Consider the following 21,332-nt stretch of genomic DNA (forward strand, 5'->3'; position numbering starts at 1 on the left):
TCCTCTCATTCGTTTCCGACGAAGGAGAGATAGGGCTAAGAAGCTGGATTGACGACAGACGAACAAGGGATATGTTAGTCGAAGGCACGATACTTCGCGGCCCGAACTTCGAATCGGTCGAGGGTCGCGTGGTCGTCGAAGACGGCACGATTACAGCTATCGAGGAGGAATCCGTTTCGTCGTCGGACATCATTCTCCCCGCGTTCGTCAACGCGCACACGCACATCGGCGACTCGATTGCGAAGGAGGCTGGCGGCGGGTTGTCGCTCGAAGAACTCGTCGCACCGCCCGATGGTCTTAAACACCGACTACTCCGACAAACCGCTCGAAGCGAGAAAGTCGAGGCGATGCGGCGGTCGGTGCAGTTCATGCAATCGACGGGGACCGCCTCGTTCCTCGAATTTCGGGAGGGTGGCGTCGAAGGCGTGTTCGCGCTTCGGGAGGCCGCCGAAGGGTTGGACATCGACCCGATTATCCTCGGCCGGGAGACAATCGAGGCGATGGAGGCGGCGGACGGATTCGGCGCGAGTGGTGCAAACGACGACAGCTTTGGCGAGGAGCGCCGCGCGACGAAGAAAGCAGAAAAACTGTTCGGCATCCACGCGGGCGAGGCCGACCCGAGCGACATCAACCCGGCGCTCGACCTGTCGCCGGAGTTCCTCGTTCACGTCGTCCATCCGGAGCCGATTCACCTCGACAGAATCGAGGACAACGGGATTCCAATCGTGGTCTGTCCGCGCTCGAATCTGGTGACCGGCGTCGGACTGCCGCCGATTCGGAAACTACTGGACAGGACGACGGTTGCGCTCGGGACGGACAACGTGATGTTGAACAGTCCGTCGATGTTTCGGGAGATGGAGTTCACCGCGAAACTGACTGACCTTTCGGCCAGAGAGGTGCTTCGCATGGCGACTCAGAACGGAGCGCGAATCGCGGGGCTGAACTGCGGCGTCATCGAATCGGGACGCGACGGAAAACTGCTCGTTCTGGACGGCGACTCGGACAATCTCACCGGCAATCGGGACGTGATTCGGTCGGTCGTTCGCCGAGCAGGCGCAAGCGACGTGAAAGACGTGCTGTTGTAGAACGGTTTGCCGTACTGTTTCGATTCGAAGGTTCACCCACCAAACAAGTTAAGACACCCCACACCGTGCCATTCGGTAACGTTCCTATGTACGACCGAATTCTCGTGCCGACGGACGGTTCGGCGGAAACGAAGCAGGTAGTTGCACACGCCGCCAAACTAGCCGAGGCGCATGGGGCAGAACTGCACGCGATTTACGTCGTCAACTCCGCGACGTTCGCCAGCCTACCGATGGAAACCTCGTGGGAAGGCGTCACCGACATGTTGCAGGATGAAGGTGAATCGGCACTCGAAGACGTGCAGAAAGTCGCAAGCCGATACGACGTGTCGCTGACGACGCACCTCGTGGAGGGAGCACCGAACAAGGAAATCGTCCGATACGCAGAACAGGAAGGCTTCGACCTCATCGTCATGGGAACCCACGGACGCGGCGGCATCGACCGCCTCCTACTCGGCAGTGTCGCCGAACGCGTCGTCCGCGCTTCGACCGTTCCCGTTCTCACCGTGCGGGTCGAAAAGGACGAGGTGACGCCGAAAGCCGAGGCAACCGAGAAAGCGAAAGGGAGTAGCTAATCACACTGGCCGCAGGTGTTCGCAGTCACCCGCGTGAACTCGTGCTTCCCCGTCGTCGGTGTCCACGACCAGCACGCCGGGTGATTCGATGTCGATTGCTTCCCCGACTACGTCTTCGGTTCTCGTTTCGACGCGGACTCGCTGACCGAGCGTTGCGGAATGTTCGCGCCACGCTGGCAGTATTGTCTCGGGGTCGGTTCGTAGTTCGTCGAACTCCTCCAGCAATCGCTGGGTGAAGGCCCTGCGATTGACGGTTCCTGCCTGTTCCTGCACGCTCGTCGCGCCCTCTGGTAAATCTTCTCCAGCGATGTTGACGTTGATTCCGATGCCGACGATGACCCACGAGACGCGGTTTGCCTCGCCTTCCATCTCGGTAAGGATGCCACAGAGCTTTTGGCCATCTACGAGAACGTCGTTCGGCCATTTGATGTTCGCCGGAACGCCCGCCTCTCGCGCCGCGCGCGTCACGGCAACTGCGGCGGCAAGCGTCAGCAGCGGCGCGTGGGACGGCGGAATTTCGGGTCGGAGGACGAGACTCGACCAAACACCGCCGGACGGGCCGACCCACTTCCGTTTGAGTCGGCCTCTGCCACCGACCTGCTCGTCGGCCAGCACGACCACGCTTGCTGCACCCTCCGCGGCCAGTTCGCGCGCTCGGTCGTTCGTGCTTCCGATGGAGTCGTGATATTCGATTTCGAACGGGGCGTCCAGTCCGTACTCGACTGCCGGGCCAAACTCCGGAATTTCACCCAGTCGATAGCCGTCGCCGGTACTTTCGATTTCGAACCCCGACTCGCGCAGTGCTTCGACGTGCTTCCAGACTGCATTCCGGGAGACGGAGAGGGTCTCCGCGAGTTCCGGGCCGGACATCGGGCCGTCGGCGAGGGCGTCCAAAACGCCCCGGCGCGTGTCGTTCATACGAGTAGGTAGGACGAGTTTCAACAAGAATGGTTTCGTTTGCGAGCGGTTCGAATTACCCGAGCGATTCCGTCGGCCGTGGACAGTCGTAGGTTTCCCGGAGCGTGTCCGCGAACTGTCCGCCTTTTTCGAGCGCGATGGTGACGATGACGAAGGTTTCGCTTTCAGGTCGGAGAACGAACACCTCTCGGGGGTCGTCACCTTCCTGTTCGTTCACTTTGTCCACCAGCGGGTCGAGCGGACGTGAACCATCGCGGAAGCTTTCAAACATCCCGCTTGCGTCGTCTTCGGCGAACACGTAGAGAACGCCGTTGACCTCGTTGTCGGTGTTACGAGTCACCTGACTGTTCATCGAATCACCCGTCAGCTGTGCGTTCTGCCACGCTTGCTGTGCCGCTTCGAAGACCGGGTCGATGTGATCAACGAACGTGTATAGCGTTGGCTGTCGAACCGTCAACGACCGAACCGACGGTTCGGTCGTTGTCCAGTCGAGGTCGGCGTCGATGCAATAGCCGGGATGGAGGTCGGAGATTGGCCCGTCGTGGCCACCGGTTGCGGTGACGATTTGCTCGTGCGTTTCTCGGTTGAGTAGGCGCAGTTCGCCATCGTTGGATACTGCCAGCACGCGGTAACTCCCGCCATTTTCCATGGTTCGTGTAGGAATCGAATTCGAAAAAAGCCCGCGAATCGCCGACGTGCCATTCGAGTGGTACCCGCTGACCGCAAGTCATGCCGCTACAACCGAGAACTCAGTTTCGGTGGGCGACAACACTTATCGACGCAGATTCGTCGGAATACGACGTGCCGCGAAAATCCTCCCATATCTCATCGACAACAAAATCGTGTTCGAACAGAAAACTTCTGAGTCCGTCCGGTTCGTAGTATCGCTCCCAAAACCGATAGACGCTCGCCTCCCCGGACTCCTCGATAACGAAGTGCTGGTCGAGGTGTACCCCGCTATCGGGGAAAGGAACGGTTTCCGAAAGTACAAGATGCGGAACTGGACGCCAAAATCCAGCACCCTCTTGCACGCTCCATTCGGTTCCGATGTCTGTTGCTGTCCAGTTGCGCTCGGTGTATACGTCGAAGGCGAATCGCCCCACAGGTGCGAGAGCGGTATGCACCGACCGGAGGATGCTGTTCCGGTCATCGTTGGCGAACGTTCCGAAATCGAAGTTGACGAGGATGGCGGCGTCGAATTTCGATTCATCAGATAGGTTTCGATAATCTTCGTGGCGATACGTGATATCCCGCCCGGTCTCCTCTGCCCGCGTTTTTGCGTAGTCGAGCGCGGTGTCCGACAGGTCGATGCCGGTTACGTCCAATCCATAGTCGTGAAGTCGTTCACAGTAGAGGCCCGGCCCGCACCCCAAATCGAGGATTCTGTCCCCTTCATCAAGGGAGAGTTCAGAAACGAGCCACTCGACTTCAGCGTCGATGCGGTCGTGTGGTCTGCTCGCGGCGTTACGCTCCGGGTCTAAGTGCGCGTCAAGTAACTGTTCGGAAATATACGGGTCGTCCCAGAAATCTGCACCGGACACAAACGGTTCGTTTGGGGTCGCCTGTTCGGCGAGTTTCCCTACCTCCAACCCTTCGTCAGCACGCAAATCGAACGTCGAATCAGTCACGGTCGAAAATAGTCAAATCAGTTATTAAATGGGCAGGTTTGCTTCAGCAAAAATAAAACCGAGGTTTCGATTGCTCCTGTTCAGTCAACGACGACGAGTACGTCGCCCATATCGACGCTGTCGCCCTCGCTCACCGCGATTTGCGTGACGGTGCCGCCGCGGGAAGCGACCACGTTGTTTTCCATCTTCATGGCTTCGAGGACACAGACCACGTCGCCGGATTCGATTTCGTCGCCCTCCGCGACCTTCACGTCGAGAATCGTCCCCTGCATCTCGGCGCTGACCGTCTCGCCCTCTGCGTCCACGACGGTTTCACTGCCGCCGCTGCTTCCGCCCGCTGGCTTCGGCTTCTGGCCGCCGGAGTTGCCGTTCGCGGGAACTGCCGCAATTTCGCCGCGCTGTTCGAGATTGACTTCGAATCGCTTGCCGTTGACTTCGACCGTGAACTCGCGTTCGACGACTTCCTCGTCCTCGCCGGACGATTCTGCCGACCCCCATTTCGCTTGTGCGTCGGCGACCTTTTCATCGTCCAGTTCTTCGTCCAGATATTTCGTCGTGTGCTCGCCCGCGACGAACTTCTCGTCTTCGAGCATGACGCGGTGGAACGGGATGATGGTGACGACGCCTTCGATATCGTACTCCGCGAGTGCTCTGCGCCCACGCGCGAGACATTCCTCACGGTCGGAACCGTGAACGATGAGCTTCGCAATCATCGAGTCGTAATCCGTCACGAGGTCGTCACCCTGTCGAAGCGAATCGTCCAGACGGACGCCGACTCCTCCCGGCGGGTCGTACACATCGAGCGACCCGCTTCGGGCAGGTGCGAAGTCCTGTGCGGCGTTCTCCGCGTTGATTCGGAACTCCATCGCGTGGCCTTCGAGTTCCACGTCGTCCTGCGCGAAGTCGAGTTCCTCGCCCGCGGCGACGCGGAGTTGCCATTTCACGATGTCGATGCCCGTCAGTTCCTCCGTCACACAGTGTTCGACCTGAATCCGGGTGTTCACTTCGAGGAAGAAGAACTCGCCGTCTTCCACGAGGAACTCCACGGTTCCGGCGTTGACGTAGTCGGAGGCTTTCACACCCTGTCGGGCCGCCTCGCCGATTTCCTCTCGGAGCGCGTCCGAGAGCGCGGGCGATGGGCCTTCCTCGATGACCTTCTGGTGACGGCGCTGGAGCGAACAGTCACGCTCGCCGAGGTGGCGCACGTTGCCCTGCTGGTCGGCGATAATTTGCACTTCGATGTGTCGTGGCTGTTCCAGATAGCGTTCGAGGTAGACCGAATCGTTGTCGAAGTACGCCTCACCCTCGCGCTGGGCGGATTCGAGTTGTTCTTCGACTTCGTCCTCGGTTCGGACGACTTTCATCCCGCGGCCGCCGCCGCCACCTTCCGCCTTGATGGCGATTGGGTAACCGTACTCCTCACCGAAGGCGTGGACGTCTTCGGGTTCCGTGACGGGGTCGGTCGTTCCCGGAACGATTGGTACGTCGGCCTCCTGCATCACTTTCCGGGCTTTCGTCTTCTCGCCCAGTTGTTCCATCGAGTGGCTAGTCGGACCGACCCACGTGACGCCCTCGGTTTCCTCGACTTTCCCTGCGAACTCGGCGTTCTCCGCGAGGAAGCCGTAGCCGGGATGGATGGCGTCCGCGCCAGCCTTTTCCGCGGCGTCGATGACTGCCTCGTGGTCGAGGTACGAGTCGGCCGCCCGCGCCGGGCCGATGTTGTATGCTTCGTCGGCGTAACGGACGTGGCCAGCATTTCGGTCGGCGTCACTGTACACGGCGACGGTGTCGATTCCGAGTTCTTCACAGGCGCGCATGACGCGAACCGCGATTTCCCCGCGGTTTGCGACGAGAACCTTGTCGAACATTCTTGCGGAACTCTATTCGGGAGGGTTACCTCATTCTGTCGATTTTTCTTTCGGGGAGTAGGAGTGTGTCGTCAACGAGTCGTGTTTTCACTGGTTGACGAGTTTTATGGAGATTTGTGGGTCGATAGCTTTGCGGGTTGTCGAGATGTTTTTGGCAATCGGAGGCACCCATGGGAACGAGAAATGGAGTTTTCATCGTTTCCTTGCCATCGCGAAAAGGCCGAGTCGGAATTATCCTTGTAGTTATAGAAATGGCGCGAAGTAATCACGACTCCAATCAAACCGCAACCGCCCACATGCCTCCCCAACCGATTCCTTCGACTCGCTGGCGCTCGTTTTAGTCATCCCTCGCGCGCTTCATCTCGCCTTCTCGGAGGTGAACTCCTCGAAGGCTCGCCAGCGCGCGCCATCGCGGTTGGTTAGGATTTTCGAACTGACGCAAGCACAGTGGCGCGTGCGTCGGCAGACCTGAGGACTTTACGTCTGAAGGTCTGCCCGAGTTCGCGCGAGGGGCGACTGAGCGACGGCAGGAGCGAGGGGGTCGGTTGGGGGGGTGAGGCTTGCGGCGGTTGCGGTGTGGTGGCGGTCTCATTGCAGTCGTGATTTGCAAACTCACGTTCAAAATGAATTTCAGCTATTTGCTATCGGTTTTCTCACAGTTTCTATTGCACTGCTGTCGTGACTTGCCAACTCGCGTTCGAAATAAACTGCAGCTATTTGCTGTCAGTTTCTCCGTGATTGCACTCCCGTTGGAGCCGTGCTGACATAGTGAAAATGTATGTATCAGTCTCAATCGCGTAAAACAAATCACGTCTCAAACTCCCCATCTCCGACATCGTTTTACTGTTCGCCTCTGTCGCGGGACATATGGAAAAAGACCTCTCGGCGCTGGATTCCGCGCTCGATTCGATGGGCGTAGACGGCTTCCTCATCGACGCGGCATCCTCCGACTCAGACCAGTTGTATCTCTCCGGATTCGACGCCCCTGACGCCTTCACGACGCTCTACGCGGACGGCGTCCACCTGCTCGTTTCGAGCCTCGAATACGGACGGGCGAAAAAAGAGAGTGACGCGGAAACGGTCACGCGAACCGCAGAGTACAACTTCCACGAGAAGGTCTCCGAATACGGCTGGAAAGAAGCCGAAATGCGCATTCTCGCCGAGTTCCTCGCCGACCGCGGCGTGGAATCGGTCGCCGTTCCAGAACGCTTCCCGGTCGGTACCGCGGACGGCCTGCGCGACGTTGGCGTTTCCGTCTCGCCCGAAGAAACCGACGTCATCACCGAAATCCGCGCGACGAAGACGGACGAGGAAATCGAACACGTTCGCGTCGCACAGAAGGCCAACGAGGCGTCCATGCAGGCCGCGGAAGACCTCCTTTCCAGCGCGACGGTCGAAGACGGCATCCTCTACCACGACGGCGAGGTGCTGACCAGCGAGCGCGTGAAAGAGGAAATCGAAGTCACTCTCCTGCGCCACGGGGCCGCACTGGACGAAACCATCGTCGCCTGCGGGGTGGACGCGGCAGACCCCCACAACCGCGGAAGCGGGCCGCTCAAAGCCGACGAAGCGATTATCATCGACATCTTCCCGCGCGACAAGGCGAGCAAGTACCACGCCGACATGACCCGGACGTTCGTCAAGGGCGACCCATCCGACGAGATGCGCGCGCGCTACAACCTCACCCACGAGGCGTTCGATGCGGCGCTCGAAGCCGTCGAACCGGGTGCGACAGGAACGGAGGTTCACGACGCGGTCTGCGACGTGTACGAAAACGCGGGCTACGAAACGCTCCGAAGCGACTCGAACACGGAAACCGGATTCATCCACAGCACGGGCCACGGCATCGGCTTGGACGTTCACGAACTGCCGAAAGTCAGCCCAGCAGGTGGCGAACTGAAACCAGGCCACGTCATCACCATCGAACCGGGCTTGTACGACCCAGAGGTCGGCGGCGTTCGAATCGAGGATTTAGTCGTCGTCACAGAAGATGGCTACGAGAATCTGACCGACTATCCGATTGAATTCGTGTTGGACTGAGTTCCAACTCTATCTGCCACAACCGAAAAGTAGCCCTCCCGCGACTGCGTTTTCATGGTCGAAGAAAAATCGGACACCGAAGAGTCGCACACGGAACAGACGGGGCGAACGACGAGTCTCCTCCGGCGTGTGCTCCCGCTCGGTGTGGGATTTGCCTTTGGATACTTGTTTGGAAAGCGCTCGAAGGGTGCACCCGCACTGGATGAGATGGGGATGAAGCCCTCTGAAATCGAGACGCCCGACGCGGTAAAGCAAGCGATGGAAACCGAAGGCGAAGAAGAAAGCCAACCCGAACCGGAAGAGTCGAGTCCGGAAGTGACCGCCTTCTCCGCGCCCGAAACTCACGGCATGCCGATGCTCGGCTTCGGAACCTACGAGTTGGACGATTACGACCAGTGTGTCGAGAGCGTGAAAACCGCCATCGAAACCGGCTATCGGCACATCGACACTGCAGAAGGGTACGACAACGAATCCGCGGTGGGCGATGCTATCGCCGAATCGGACGTCTCCCGCGATGAACTGTTCGTGGCGACGAAAGTCAGCCCGGATAATTTGGACTACGACCAAGTGCTCACGAGCGCGGAAGAGAGCCTCGACCGGTTGGGACTCGACTACGTCGATTTGCTCTACGTCCACTGGCCGACCGGCGACTACGAAGCGGACGACACGCTCGAAGCCTTCGCGGAACTCCGCGAGGAAGGATTGATACGCGAAATCGGTGTGAGCAACTTCACGGTAGACCTCCTCGAAGAGGCGGTCGAAGCCGCCGAAGAACCGATTTTCGCCAACCAGGTCGAGATGCATCCGTTGCTCCAACAGGACGACCTCAGGGAGTTCTGCGGGCAGGAGGACGTTGACGTGGAACTGGTCGCCTACTCGCCTATCGCTCGCGGCGACGTGGCGGACGTTCCGGAACTTCGGGCGGTCGCGGAGAAGTACGACGCCACCCCGGAACAGGTCAGCCTCGCGTGGTGCCGTGAAAAGGGCGTCACCGCCATCCCGAAGGCGACCGGGCAGGAACACATTCAGGAGAACTGGCGCAGTCTGGGCGTCGAACTCGACAAGGAGGACGTGGCAAAAATCGACAACATCGACCAGGAAGAGCGACTCATCGACCCCGACAGAGCACCGTGGAACTAGCGGTACTCAATGGTGAGTCCGACGATTAAAACGCATCCCGAAGCGCCCGACGTTTGAGGAGGGCGAACCCGACGACGATAACCGTAAATCCCGCCACGGTCGTTTCTTCTATCGGTTCGCCGAGAACCACCCATCCCGAGAGTCCCGCGAACAGGGGAGCGACGTAGCCGACCAGATTGATTTCGACCGGGCCGATTTCGTCGAGCAGGGCGAAGTAGAGCAGGAATCCGATGCCGCCTGCGACGAAGGAAAGGTAGCCGAGTGCGAGGATGGCGTCCACCGTCCACTCGACGTCCGCCAATCGCTCGCTCGGGAGGGCGAGGCTGACGGCGTGAAGGACGACCGCTCCGACGAGCATCATCCACGCCTGCATCGAAACCGCTGGCAAGTCGGTTCGAAAGCGGCGCGTGAGTACCGCACCGAGGGCGAACGCCGCGGCGGCGAGAAACACCAACACGACACCGCGAGCGTCGCTTCCAACCAGATTTTCCGGGGACGGGTTCGCCACGATTGTCGCTCCGACGAGGCCGAACAGGAGTCCCACTACCCCGACTCCGGACAGTCGCTCGTCGGGGAGTAGGAGGGCCGCAAATCCGGCCGCCAGCACCGGGTCGAGGCTGATGATGACTCCGGCGACCGCGCTTGTGACGTACTGCTCGCCGACGAAGAGGAAGGCGTGATGAGCCGCGATGAAAAACAGCGCGCCGACCGCGACCGTTTTCCAGTCGTCACCCCGTGGTCGCCAGCGTGTCTGCGAATGAACCGCATACGCCAACATCACCGCGCCAGCGAGATAGAACCGAAGTGCCGCGAACAGGACGGGAGGCATCGACGGAAGACCGAGACGAATCGCGGCGAACGAACTCCCCCAAAGGGCGGAAAGCACGAGGAACGCCGAGATAATGGTGGTGCGTGACACAGTGGCACATGAGCTCGGTCGATAATCAATCCATCCTTCGTGGTGATAGCTCTCGACACGATTTTCCTTCGATACCCCTCCGAGATACCGGAGAACATCGCCCAGTCGAACACGCTTTAGCGCGTGCTTCGAAAACGTCTCCTCATGGCCGAGGAATTTCGCTCGTTCGACGGGCTTCGTCAAGCAGTGGCGGGGACGACGTTCGACAGGCCGCCAGCAATCGTCTGTAACGCACACGTAACCGGATTGAGCGTCGCCCGCGCGCTGTCGGTGCACGACGTCCCGGTTATCGCCATCGACAGGAATGGGAAGGGCGTCGCGCCGTACTCCGACGCCGTGGATTTCGCGGGGCAGGTGACCTACCCACTGGACGACCGTGACGGCTTCCGCGAGGACGTGGAAGCTCTCGCGGGCGAACTGGAACACGAACCCGTCGCGTTCCCCTGCATGGACGAATGGGTGCACGCCTTCGCCGGAACCGAACCCGAAGGCGTCCGTCTTCCCTTCGCAGGCCGGGAAACCATCGACGCCGTGCTGAACAAGGAATCGCTGTACGAGAAGGCCGAGGAACTGGGCGTTCCGTATCCGGAAACGTACCGAATGGCCGACACAGCCCCGGAAACAGCACTCGAAAATCTTTCCTTCCCGTTCGTCGTCAAACCCGCGCTCAAGCGCGAGTTCGAGGAGGCCGTCGGCACGAACGTCATCGAAGTCGCCGACGAAGAGGAGTTTTTGGACGTGGTGGCGATGGCCGAAGACGCCGGAATCAACGTCATGGCCCAAGAGAAGGTGGACATCGCAACAGGGCGTGACTGCTCGCTCGCGTCCTACGTTCCCCAAGAGGCCGACCCGGTCACCTTCGTCGGCAATGCCCGCGTTCGCTACCCGCAGGAGTTCGGCACGTCCTGTCTGGTTCGGCAGGCCGACCAACCGGAAATCGAGGAGCGTGCCCTGTCGATTCTCGAAGAAACCGGCTACTACGGCATCAGCGAATCCGAGTTCGTCTACGACCAATCGCGCGAGGAGTACGTCCTGTTGGACATCAACACCCGTCCGTGGAAGTGGATTAGCCTGCCCGTGCAGGCCGGGGCCGACCTTCCGGGGGCCGCCTACGCCGAAGCAGTCGGCGAGGAGTTTGACGTTGGTGAGACGCACGACGCGATGTGGGTCTATCTGGCGGATTACCTGAAACTGCTCGCAAACGATGCCGCTTTCTCGGACGTGCTCGATGAACGTGAGTGGCGTGCTCTGTTTTCCGGTGAGTTTGAGGAACTGGATGATTTGACGACTGGCGTGTATCGCCCGAGTGATGTCGGCCCGTCCTATCGGTTGCTGAAAACGGAGTTCGGGACTTCCGAATATTACTGCTCCTGCTAGCAAACGCAGTGGAATTTCTTGACGCGGTTTTTGAATCGGGAATCGACTCTGTTAGTGTGTCTATCGCGGTGTTTTCCGCAAATCACGACTTGCGAGAGATTGGATTCGGAATCAACTCTGTTGGTGTGTCTATCGCGGTGTTTTCCGCAAATCACGACTCCACTGAAAACCGCCACCGCAGTTTCCCCACTCCTCCCCGCCAGTGCGGGACTGCACTCGCGCCTCACTTCGCTCGGCACTCGTGCGAACGCACTGGCGCAAACCATTCGGCTGGCTAATCAAACGACATGGCGCGCGCGCTGGCATGGCATCGAGGGCTTCACGTCCAAGATGCCATCGCTGACAGTGCGCGAACGGCTCGTCAGAGCTTGTCTCTGACGGTGGATGACTGAGGAGCGTAGTGACGAAGGAATCGGTTGGGGGAGGGTGTGGTTGTCGCGGTGGGGTAGCGGTTTGATTAGAGCCGTGATTTGCAGAGAGCGCAAGAACGGCAAGTAAATCCCGACCAGAGCCACACCAATATCCCTCACCAAACCACCTTTTCACTTGTAACAGATGACGGAGAACATGGCCGCGTTCCCCTTTGCTTTGCACCATCCAAACCAACCAGAGGCCAACGAGAAACACCGATGACGAGCGAAACCATTCACTTCAATCTGTTCACGATGAACGCGGTGGAACACGTCACGGCGGGCAACTGGCGCACGCCGGGCGACCAATCCCACCGCTACACAGACATGGACTACTGGCAGGAGGTCGCCCGACTCGCAGAACGCGGGAAGTTCGACGCCGTCTTCTTCGCCGACGTGCGGGGCATCTACGACGTACACGGCGGAAATCGGGACACCGCAATCGAAAAAGCCATCCAGACACCCGCGAACGACCCGGAATTACTGATTCCGGCGATGGCCAGCGTCACGGACGACCTCGGTTTCGCGGTGACGCGCTCTACGACCTACGTCCATCCGTACCAACTGGCCCGCGAGTTTTCCACACTCGACCACATCACCGACGGCCGAGTCGCGTTCAACATCGTCACGTCCTACCTCGAAAGCGCGGCAGAGAATCTCGGCTTGGACGAGCGAATGGAACACGACACGCGCTACGACCGCGCCGAGGAGTTCATGCAGGTCTGCTACCGACTGTGGGAGGACAGTTGGGAGGACGACGCGGTGATTCGAGATGTGGATGCAGGAAAATACACCGACGCGGAGAAAGTCCACGCCATCGACTACGAGGGCGAGCATTTCTCGGTTCCCGGCCCGCATTCCTGCGAACCGTCGCCACAGCGAACCCCGGTTCTCTACCAAGCCGGGTCGTCCGAGCGCGGGCGAAACTTCGCGGCGAACAACGCGGAAGCGTTGTTCGTCAGCCAACCGACGAAGGAGGCCGTGAAAAGCTACGTCGAAGACGTAAGAGAGCGCGCGACGGAGGGGGGTCGAAACGGCGACGAACTGGCCTTCTTCGCCGGAATCGCGCCGATTGTCGGGGAAACCGAAGCAGTTGCCAAAGCAAAGTACGAAACGTACCGCGAAAACGTCGATACCGAGGCGACCCTGACCTTGCTCGGCGGCTTCATGGATTTGGATTTCTCGGAACTCGCGCCCGACCAACCGGTCGAGCACATCGAAACCGAGGCGATTCAGGGCGCGGTCAACGCGCTGACCAAACACGCACCGGAGCGCGACTGGACGGTACGCGACGTGGCGGAGTTCTGCGGCCTCGGTTCCACCTCGCCCGTCGTCGTCGGGTCGCCCGAACAGGTCGCCGACGAACTGGAAGCGTGGCGCGACGAAACCGGGGTAACGGGATTCAATCTCAAGGAAATCGTTCGACCTGGTACGCTTCGGGATTTCGTTGATTTGGTCGTCCCGGAACTCGAAGAACGCGGCTTGGTGCGCGAGGAGTACGAGGGAGAGACGCTTCGGGAGAATTTGGTCGGGCGTCGGTATCTCGCGGACGACCATCCGGCGAAACGTGACTGACGGATTTACACTCAGTCCGTCCGGAAGGAAAGCCAGTCAATCCCGACGACAACGGTCGGTGGCGTCGCTGTTTTAACGTGCGCCATTTTCTGACCGATTACAAACGTTGCATCGAAACCGCTACCCGCAATCGAACCATCCCGCGTTTCCCAGCCTCTCGCGCCCGTTTCCGCCTGAACGATGGTTCTTGTTTATTCTCTCGCTCTGCGTCGTTCATCCACGGAGGGAGAACACCATGAGCATCAAAACTGCGGACAACGAGGCGGTCGTAATTCGGGAAATCGAAGAGGTATGGAGCGGCGGTGACCTCGGCGTCATCGACGACCTCGTCGCGGAGGACGTGGTCTACCACACGCCGATGATGGATATGGATGGACGGGACGAGTACCGGGAGATGGCCGAAGAAGTCCGGAAGGTCTTCACCGACCTCGAAATGAACGTCGAGGACGTGATTTCGTCGGACGACAAGGTCGTCGTTCGATACACGACGCGGGGAACCCACAGCGGCGAGATGATGGGCATCGAACCGACGGACGAGGAAATCGAGATGACGGGCATCCTCATCGACCGTATCGAAGACGGGAAAATACGGGAACGCTACGACAACGCCGACGAACTGGGGATGTTCGTCCAACTCGGCGTCGTGGAACTGCCCGAGATGGAGTACGAAGAGTAGCCGAATCCAACCCAATCGAATCCGACCACATCCAACCCGACCAAACGAACCTCTTTTGGGCGAACCACGCCAAACCGGACGTAATGAATGTACTCGTCGTCGGAGCGGGCGCGATGGGTCGCTGGTTCGGCAAGTCGCTGGACTGCGACCTCGCGTTCACCGACGCAGACCCGGCGGTCGCGGAACACGCCGCAGAACAAGTCGGCGGAAAAGCGGTCGCACTGGACACCTCAAAAACCTTCGATGCGGTCTGTCTGGCGGTTCCTCTGCCCGCGGTCGAAGATGCAATCGAAGACCACGCCACGAAAGCCGAGACGGCACTCCTCGACTTGACCGGCGTGATGGCGGAACCGGTTTCCGCGATGGCCGAACACGCGCCGGACAAGGAACGAGTCAGCCTTCATCCCCTGTTCGGTCCCGACAACGCACCCGGAAACGTGGCGGTCGTCGCGGCCGAATCTGGCCCCGTGACCGACGAAATTCTCTCTGCCCTCGAATCGCGCGGCAACACGTTAGTCGAGACGACGCCGGAGGAGCACGACGAGGCGATGACCACGGTGCAAGCGGGCGCACACACCGCAGTTCTCTCGTTTGCCCTATCGGCCAACTCGGTTCCGGAAGGGCTTCGAACACCCATCTACGACTGCCTCGCCGACCTCACGGAGCAAGTGACGAGCGGCGATTCGCGCGTCTACGCCGACATTCAAGAGGCCTTCGACGGCGCGGAAAACGTCGCAATCGCGGCCCAAGACCTCGCGGACGCAGACCCGACCAAGTTCGAGCGACTGTATCGAGCGGCGAAAACGAACGCGAATCGAGTGGAAGACAAATCGGAGGGCGAACGATGAAACCCGAACAGCGCGAGCAGGTGCGCTCGAACGCACTGTATCTCCGCGACGTGCGCCCAATCGACCCGGACGAAATTTCGGAGTACGTCGAAGGACAACCCCATCCAGCGGTCGTCCGGCAGGTGCTCCGCGAACAGTCGCTCGACCTCGAACTGGTCGAGCGCGACGACGGCACCTTCGAACCGATTTCCGAGGAGCCGATTTCACCGACCTTCCGCGGGGTCGAATCGTTCCCCGAACAGTACGGCAGAAAACTCGAAGACTTGCTCGTCGGGGAGTTCGGCGTCGGATGGCCGGACGGCGAATCGGGGACGCAACTGCGCGAGATGATTCGCCGACTCAAGGAAGATTACTTCGCCCAGAATCCCGTGGAGTACGATTATCAGGTTGCGCTCGCCTACGCCATCTACCATCTGCCGGACTACTACGCCGTGGTTCAGTACGTCCTCTCGGAACTCGCGGAGCGCGGTTTACTCTCCCGAAAAATTCGGGTGTTGGATGTGGGTGCTGGTGTCGGCGGCCCCGCATTGGGTTTCCACGATTTCTATCCCGACGATAGCTTGGTCGAATATCACGCCGTCGAACCCAGCGACGCCGTGGACGTGTTTGCCGCGATGATGGAGGAAACGCGGGAGAACTTCCACGCGACGACGCACCGGGAAACCGCGGAGGCGTTCGAACCGGAAGGCGAGTACGACCTCGTCCTGTTCGCCAACGTGTTGAGCGAGGTGGACGACCCCGAGGCTGTCGCGGAAAAATATCTCGACTATCTCGCCGACGACGGGGCGATGCTCGCCATCGCCCCGGCGGACAAAAACGCCAGTATCGGCCTTCGGGAGGTCGAGCGGAGCGTTTCCGACCGAACCACGGTATACTCGCCAACACTCCGCCTCTGGCCGGGTGAGGAACCGAGCGACCGCGGGTGGTCGTTCGACGTGAAATCGGAGTTGGAAACTCCGGCGTTCCAGCGGCGATTGGACGAGAGCGAGGGGAGGGACGAAAGCGAGAACGGCGGTGAAGACAATCGGGGCGACGGCGAGTTCGTCAACGTGGACGTGCAGTACTCACACATCGTCCTTCGAACCGACGGATTCCGTCGGTTCGAATTTACCGCCGACAAATCCCGGTCGGCGAAGATGGCCGAGATGGAGCGACACGTCACGGAGCGCGTGAACCTCGTCGCGGTGAAACTCAGTCATTCACTGTCGGACGGCGGGAGAAACGAGGTGTTCAAAATCGGCGACGGGAGCGAGAAAGTCAGTCACTTCGCGGTGCTGACGAAGGAAACGGCGCTCAACCGTTCGCTTCAGGAGGCGGAGTACGGAAATCTGCTTTCTTTCGAGGAGGTGCTGGTACTGTGGAACGAGGACGAAGGCGCGTACAATCTCGTTGTCGATGAAAAGACGGTCGTTGACCGCCTGTAACTCAGTTTGCTTCTACGACCTCTCTGACGTATTTGTAGTAGGAACCGAACTTTCCCTCGTCGTTCGGTGAGAGCGGGATGTTGTTCTCTGCGAGCAGTTCAACCGTCTTTCGCGGTTTACACTCGAACCAGATGGACAGTACGTCTACGTTCCGCTGGGCGTATTCGTAGTTGAGTTCCAGTGTCCGCGCGTTTGTGACCGTTCCCTCCGCCATAGCCACCTAGACAGAGCAAACCACACGGCATAAATCCATGTGGTTCATTAATTATCATTCTCGAATTATGAAAGGTATATGAAAAATCGCCACTACTCTGATATTCTTATGAGACGAAGGTAAAACTAATGCCACTCGGTGAGATTCTCCTCTTGCTGGGAGTTGTCGTGCTTATCGTCGTTCTCGGAGGGCTTGTTGCCATCTTCATAGCGATGTTTCTTTTCATCGCAACCGTGGGAGCTCTCACCATCGCAGCGTTGACGATTCCGATTCTGCTGTTTACTCCCGCACCGCGAACGTTCTGGTTGGCAGTAACGGGCCGACTGTGGCGATATTCGGCGGGAATCACCGAGCGACGGTTTTTGATTCCGTACTCGGTCGTTTTGTTTGCCGTTAGTCTCGGGTGTCTGTTCTTGATACCGGGGGTCGGCGGCGTCCTTACCGCGGTCGGTATCGCTCGTTTTCGATGGCTCGCCTTTCTTTCGTTCGGCGTGGTCGCCATCGTTTCCGGCTCCTTTTTCATCTCGCGGACGTCGTCAGTTCCGGGTGGCCCGACGAGTACCCGGTCAGTGTTAGGATGGGTGGTGTTCGCCACGGCGTACTGTTGCCTCCTCGCTGGAATCGGATTCCTGTTGTAACCTACCGGCCGAACGGAGCACTTTTGCGTTCCCGTTCCGACCCCCTTTTCATGAGCGACTCTCCGGAAATTCTTCTGACGAACGACGACGGCATCGACAGTCCCGGCATCCACGCGCTGTACGAGGCGCTAGAGGAGGTCGGCAACGTGACCACCGTCGCACCCGCAACCGACCAGAGCGCGGTCGGACGGGCAATGTCCTACGAGGTAGAGGTCGAAGAACACGAAATCGGCTACGCCATCACGGGAACTCCAACCGACTGCGTCGTCGCGGGACTGACCGAACTCGGCCCGTACCCGGACATCGTCGTCTCGGGGTGTAACAACGGCGCGAACCTCGGGGCCTACGTCCTCGGACGCTCGGGAACCGTCAGTGCCGCCGTCGAAGCCGCCTTTTTCGACGTTCCCGCAATCGCCGTTTCGCTCCACGTCCCGAACCACATGTGGCCCCACGATACGACGAAGGAAGAGTACGAAGAAGCGGCACGGGCCGCGACGTATCTCACCGAGCACTCGCTCGACGCGGGCGTGTTCGAACAGGCCGAGTACCTGAACGTCAACGCGCCCCTGCCGGGCGACGAACCCGCGGCGATGGAAGTGACGCGACCCTCGCACGTTTACAACATGAACGCGACGAACGACGGCGGCGTCGTCACCCTTCACGATTTGACGTGGGAGCAGATGGACGACGAGACGCTTCCCGACCCGGACGGAACCGACCGTAGGGCCGTGTTCGAGGGTCGAGTGAGCGTCTCGCCGTTGACCGCGCCGCACACCACGGAACACCACGAATCGCTCGACGAACTGGTGACGGCGTACCACGGGTAATCGGACGAAGTAGTGCCTGTGACGGCGGGCACACCCTGCGTACCTCGGCACTATGGTTTTATCCGTCGGCGACTAATCGCTCTCCAACGACTATGGGGAAGGGGAAAGACACTGCGAGTCACACCGATATCGACCGACTCGCACTCGATGCGCTTCCGATGAACGTCGCCGTTCTCGACGAACACGGCATCGTAGTGGCGACGAACCGAACGTGGGAGGAGTTCGGCCGAAAAAACGACCTCTCGATGACGACGCTCGGCAGTAGCTACCTCGACGTGTGCGACGCCGCCGACGAACCGACGGCTGACGAAACCGCGAAGGGGATTCGTGAGATTCTCGCTGGGGAACGAACGGAGTTTTCGCTCGAATATCCGTGTCATTCGCCGACGGAACGACGCTGGTTCCTCATGTCTGCGACGAAGACGAAAACAGGTGACAAACCCTACGTCGTGGTTGCGCATCTGAACATCACGAATCGCAAGGAACGCGAGTTCCAAGTCGAACGCTATCAGACCATCATCCAAAACGCGCCACTCGTCCTCTTCGTTTTCGACAAGGACGGAACGGTCATGCTCTCCGAAGGTCGCGGCTTGGACGCCCTCGGAGTTGCAGATGGCGAAATAGTCGGCGAATCGATGTTCGACCGCCACGACGAACTGTCCGACATTGCAAACGACGTTACACGCGCTCTCTCCGGCGAGCGTGTTCACGCGACACGGGAGTACGAAGGGTTGGTCTTCGAAAGCGCATACCAACCCGTTCTGGACGACTTCGGGAACGTAGAGCGTGTCGTCGGCGTGGCGATAGACGTAACGAAACGAGAACGACACGAACAGGTTCTCGCCGCGCTGTCCGACCTCACCCGCGTCCTGCTGGAGACGGAAACGACGGACGAAGTGTGCGAAATCGCTATTGATGGAGCAAAAGACGTTCTCGACCTCCCCGAGACGCTCATCGCGCTGTACGACGAAGACGAACGAACGCTTCGGGTTCGTGCGGGTGAACTGCGAGATGGAACGATAGCTGACCTTCTCGATATCGAAAGCCACGACGGCCTCGCGTGGCAGTCGTTCATCGAAAACGAACCGAAGTCCGAAAACGGCGTGGCCGTCCTCCCGCTCGGAAACCACGGCGTTTTCGTCACGAAAACCGAGGACGAATCCGGATTCGACGTTGCGGAACTCTGTTCGGCGGCGGTCGAATCCGCGCTCGGCAGGGCAGACCGAGAGCGAACGCTACGGGAACAGGAAGCGACGCTCCGCCGCCAGAACGCCGCACTCGAACGACTGAACGAGTTGAACGAAGGGATTCGGCGCATCGACCGGGCGCTCGTGGAGGCGCGCAGTCGAGACGAAATCGAACGAGCGGTCTGTACCCGACTGGCGAGCGGCGGCCCGTATCGGTTCGCGTGGGTCGGCGAAAACGACCCCGGAACGAAAACCGTGGTTCCCCGCGAATCCGCGGGTATCGGTCGCGGCTTCCTCGACGCGGTCACTGTTTCGCCGGACAACGTGGCCGCGACCGACCCGACCGGAATCGCGGTACGGACTGGGCGGGCGCAGGTCGTCCAAGACGTTCTCCGCGACCCACCGTCGGAACCGTGGCGGCGTGAGGCGCTCAAACGCGGTTATCGCTCGGCCTGTGCGCTCCCGCTTCGCTACAAGGACGCCGTGTATGGCGTCCTCACGGTCTACTCCGACCGACAAGGAACGTTCGACGAACTCGAACGGGCGGTCCTCGTCGACGTGAGTCAAACGGTCGCCTACGCGATCAACGCCGTCGAGAGCAAGAAAGCGCTCGTGGGGGGCGAAGTAGTCGAACTCAGGTTCGACGTAGTCGATTCCTCCATCGTGTTCGTCGCCATCGAACGCGAAACCGGCGGCCGTGTCGAGTTCATGGGTGTCGTCTCCGAACCCGACGGAACGCTGAAAACCTTCTTTACCGTTCGTGATGCCACGGTCGAAGACGTACAAGCGGTTGCCGCCCACTCACTCGAAATCACCGACATACAACATGTCAGCTATCGAAACAGTAACGCACTGTTCTCGGCGGCGCTCACGGATTCGAGTTTCATCGGGACGCTGCTCAACCACGGCGCGGTTCCAGAAACGTTCATCGTGGACGACCTTCCCGCGCAGGTCGTCGTCCGCCTTCCGGCGAACGCCGACATCCGAACCTTCGTCGAAGTGCTGCAACGACGATTCCCCGACATCGAACTCCGAAGTCGCCGTCAGCGCGAAGGCGGGTTGACTACCGGTGATTTCGACGTTGCGCTTACCGAAACGCTAACCGACCGACAGCGGGAGACGCTGGAAACGGCCTACTACAGCGGCTTTTTCGACTCGCCGCGAAAGAGTACCGGAGAGGAGGTCGGACGGTCGCTTGGGATTTCACAGCCGACGTTTCAGCACCACCTGCGCGCGGCAGAACGGAAACTGCTCTCCCGACTACTCGAAAGTGGCGTCTAGATAGATAGACCGCCGTTTTTTGGAAGGCGTTCAATCTAGCTGGAAGGGTCTTTGCCGAAGAGTCCATCGTAGTAACCATGAAAACAGACGTGCGGCAACGGCCCGATGGCCAGGGTGGTGAACGACCGAGTCTGGCCGTTCTCTCCGCCGTGATGAAAAAGGCGGGCTACAACGATGCGACCGAGTTCGAAACGTGTTTGTACGACGTCATCGACCCGGATGCACTCGATGGACTCTTTCACCATGGGACGAGAGGTGGGCGCGTCGAGTTCTCGCTCGACGGATACAACGTTCACGTCCATAGTGACGGAACGGTCGAACTCACTGACGAGTGACGATGAACGACCAACGTATAGCGGGAAACGGCCCGGAAACACCCGGTGACGAATCCGTCTGTACGAACTGTGGTGACACCATCGAAATCGAATCGTGGCATCCGGTACTCGCCGAGACGGACACCGCAGGTTCGTTCCACCTGTATCCGTTCTGTAATCTTCACTGTCGCGATTTGTGGAATCGTACCCAACCAACTGACACCCGAGAATGAACGACCGACAACCAAACACTATCGAACCGAACACAATCGAGTACAGCGAATACGAAGACGAGTACGGAATCGTCGCGATGTTCTACGACCCCGATAACCAACGGGCGTGGATTCGCGCCAGCACGACAGTGCCAGTAAAACGGTAATCCAGATTTGGA

The 21,332-nt window shown here is 59.7% G+C and carries 21 protein-coding genes; 15 read left to right on the forward strand and 6 right to left on the reverse strand.

Annotated features, from left to right (window positions below; translation table 11 throughout):
• The first annotated feature begins 71 nt into the window (after window positions 1-71).
• Window positions 72-1,085: an amidohydrolase family protein gene (locus BW974_RS06985; RefSeq protein ID WP_076429222.1), complete on the forward strand. Its 1,014-nt coding sequence runs from the start codon at window positions 72-74 to the stop codon at window positions 1,083-1,085.
• A gap of 86 nt (window positions 1,086-1,171) precedes the next feature.
• Window positions 1,172-1,657 carry a universal stress protein gene (locus BW974_RS06990; RefSeq protein WP_076429224.1) on the forward strand — a complete coding sequence of 162 codons (486 nt, stop codon included), beginning with the start codon at window positions 1,172-1,174 and terminating at the stop codon, window positions 1,655-1,657.
• Here BW974_RS06990 and BW974_RS06995 read toward each other — a convergent pair whose 3' ends face one another.
• The 4 genes from BW974_RS06995 to BW974_RS07010 form a co-directional block, all read right to left on the reverse strand.
• A complete protein-coding gene (locus BW974_RS06995) occupies window positions 1,658-2,575 on the reverse strand; it encodes a biotin--[acetyl-CoA-carboxylase] ligase (protein WP_076429226.1) in 918 nt (305 codons plus the stop codon). It lies immediately after the preceding gene.
• A gap of 55 nt (window positions 2,576-2,630) precedes the next feature.
• Window positions 2,631-3,224 carry a DUF6663 family protein gene (locus tag BW974_RS07000; protein WP_076429228.1) on the reverse strand — a complete coding sequence of 198 codons (594 nt, stop codon included), beginning with the start codon at window positions 3,222-3,224 and terminating at the stop codon, window positions 2,631-2,633.
• Window positions 3,225-3,324: 100 nt separating this feature from the next.
• Entirely contained in the window at window positions 3,325-4,203 is an 879-nt protein-coding gene (locus tag BW974_RS07005; protein ID WP_076429231.1) for an SAM-dependent methyltransferase, read from the reverse strand.
• An 80-nt stretch (window positions 4,204-4,283) separates the two neighbouring features.
• The gene (locus BW974_RS07010; protein ID WP_076429233.1) at window positions 4,284-6,071 is read right to left on the reverse strand and encodes an acetyl-CoA carboxylase biotin carboxylase subunit; all 1,788 of its coding nucleotides are present in this window, start codon (window positions 6,069-6,071) and stop codon (window positions 4,284-4,286) included.
• Window positions 6,072-6,938: 867 nt separating this feature from the next.
• Between BW974_RS07010 and BW974_RS07015 the strand changes: the two genes are divergently transcribed.
• Together BW974_RS07015 and BW974_RS07020 are read left to right on the forward strand one after the other, a co-directional pair.
• Window positions 6,939-8,111, forward strand: coding sequence for a M24 family metallopeptidase (locus BW974_RS07015; RefSeq protein ID WP_076429235.1), 1,173 nt, complete (start codon window positions 6,939-6,941; stop codon window positions 8,109-8,111).
• Window positions 8,112-8,459: 348 nt separating this feature from the next.
• Entirely contained in the window at window positions 8,460-9,251 is a 792-nt protein-coding gene (locus tag BW974_RS07020) for an aldo/keto reductase (protein WP_076430275.1), read from the forward strand.
• Window positions 9,252-9,276: 25 nt separating this feature from the next.
• On the opposite strand, the gene BW974_RS07025 is transcribed toward BW974_RS07020, so the two are convergent.
• The gene (locus BW974_RS07025) at window positions 9,277-10,170 is read right to left on the reverse strand and encodes a DMT family transporter (protein WP_076429237.1); all 894 of its coding nucleotides are present in this window, start codon (window positions 10,168-10,170) and stop codon (window positions 9,277-9,279) included.
• A 144-nt stretch (window positions 10,171-10,314) separates the two neighbouring features.
• Between BW974_RS07025 and BW974_RS07030 the strand changes: the two genes are divergently transcribed.
• The 5 genes from BW974_RS07030 to BW974_RS07050 all read left to right on the forward strand — a co-directional run bounded on the left by BW974_RS07030 (window position 10,315) and on the right by BW974_RS07050 (window position 16,480).
• Entirely contained in the window at window positions 10,315-11,547 is a 1,233-nt protein-coding gene (locus BW974_RS07030) for a carboxylate--amine ligase (protein WP_076429239.1), read from the forward strand.
• A 629-nt stretch (window positions 11,548-12,176) separates the two neighbouring features.
• Window positions 12,177-13,532, forward strand: coding sequence for an LLM class flavin-dependent oxidoreductase (locus tag BW974_RS07035; RefSeq protein ID WP_076429241.1), 1,356 nt, complete (start codon window positions 12,177-12,179; stop codon window positions 13,530-13,532).
• Window positions 13,533-13,767: 235 nt separating this feature from the next.
• The gene (locus BW974_RS07040) at window positions 13,768-14,208 is read left to right on the forward strand and encodes an ester cyclase (RefSeq protein ID WP_076429244.1); all 441 of its coding nucleotides are present in this window, start codon (window positions 13,768-13,770) and stop codon (window positions 14,206-14,208) included.
• Window positions 14,209-14,291: 83 nt separating this feature from the next.
• The gene (locus BW974_RS07045) at window positions 14,292-15,056 is read left to right on the forward strand and encodes a prephenate dehydrogenase/arogenate dehydrogenase family protein (protein WP_076429246.1); all 765 of its coding nucleotides are present in this window, start codon (window positions 14,292-14,294) and stop codon (window positions 15,054-15,056) included.
• Complete coding sequence (locus BW974_RS07050; protein ID WP_076429248.1) at window positions 15,053-16,480, forward strand: small ribosomal subunit Rsm22 family protein; 1,428 nt, start codon at window positions 15,053-15,055, stop codon at window positions 16,478-16,480. The genes BW974_RS07045 and BW974_RS07050 overlap by 4 nt, the downstream gene beginning before the upstream one ends.
• A gap of 1 nt (window position 16,481) precedes the next feature.
• Here the strand turns inward: BW974_RS07050 and BW974_RS07055 are convergent, their stop codons facing one another.
• Entirely contained in the window at window positions 16,482-16,694 is a 213-nt protein-coding gene (locus BW974_RS07055; RefSeq protein WP_076429250.1) for a hypothetical protein, read from the reverse strand.
• A gap of 128 nt (window positions 16,695-16,822) precedes the next feature.
• Between BW974_RS07055 and BW974_RS07060 the strand changes: the two genes are divergently transcribed.
• The 6 genes from BW974_RS07060 to BW974_RS25455 all read left to right on the forward strand — a co-directional run bounded on the left by BW974_RS07060 (window position 16,823) and on the right by BW974_RS25455 (window position 21,320).
• Entirely contained in the window at window positions 16,823-17,332 is a 510-nt protein-coding gene (locus BW974_RS07060; protein ID WP_076429253.1) for a hypothetical protein, read from the forward strand.
• A gap of 50 nt (window positions 17,333-17,382) precedes the next feature.
• On the forward strand, window positions 17,383-18,159 hold the full coding sequence (gene surE / locus BW974_RS07065) for a 5'/3'-nucleotidase SurE (RefSeq protein WP_076429256.1): 777 nt from the start codon (window positions 17,383-17,385) through the stop codon (window positions 18,157-18,159).
• 92 nt (window positions 18,160-18,251) lie between these two features.
• On the forward strand, window positions 18,252-20,627 hold the full coding sequence (locus BW974_RS07070) for a bacterio-opsin activator domain-containing protein (protein WP_076429258.1): 2,376 nt from the start codon (window positions 18,252-18,254) through the stop codon (window positions 20,625-20,627).
• A gap of 77 nt (window positions 20,628-20,704) precedes the next feature.
• On the forward strand, window positions 20,705-20,962 hold the full coding sequence (locus tag BW974_RS07075) for a HalOD1 output domain-containing protein (RefSeq protein WP_245799947.1): 258 nt from the start codon (window positions 20,705-20,707) through the stop codon (window positions 20,960-20,962).
• Window positions 20,963-20,964: 2 nt separating this feature from the next.
• Entirely contained in the window at window positions 20,965-21,174 is a 210-nt protein-coding gene (locus BW974_RS07080) for a DUF7576 family protein (RefSeq protein WP_076429260.1), read from the forward strand.
• The gene (locus BW974_RS25455) at window positions 21,171-21,320 is read left to right on the forward strand and encodes a DUF7331 family protein (protein ID WP_175609634.1); all 150 of its coding nucleotides are present in this window, start codon (window positions 21,171-21,173) and stop codon (window positions 21,318-21,320) included. The genes BW974_RS07080 and BW974_RS25455 overlap by 4 nt, the downstream gene beginning before the upstream one ends.
• Window positions 21,321-21,332 lie beyond the last annotated feature (12 nt).

Source organism: Haladaptatus litoreus, from assembly GCF_900156425.1.
GTDB lineage: Archaea > Halobacteriota > Halobacteria > Halobacteriales > Haladaptataceae > Haladaptatus > Haladaptatus litoreus.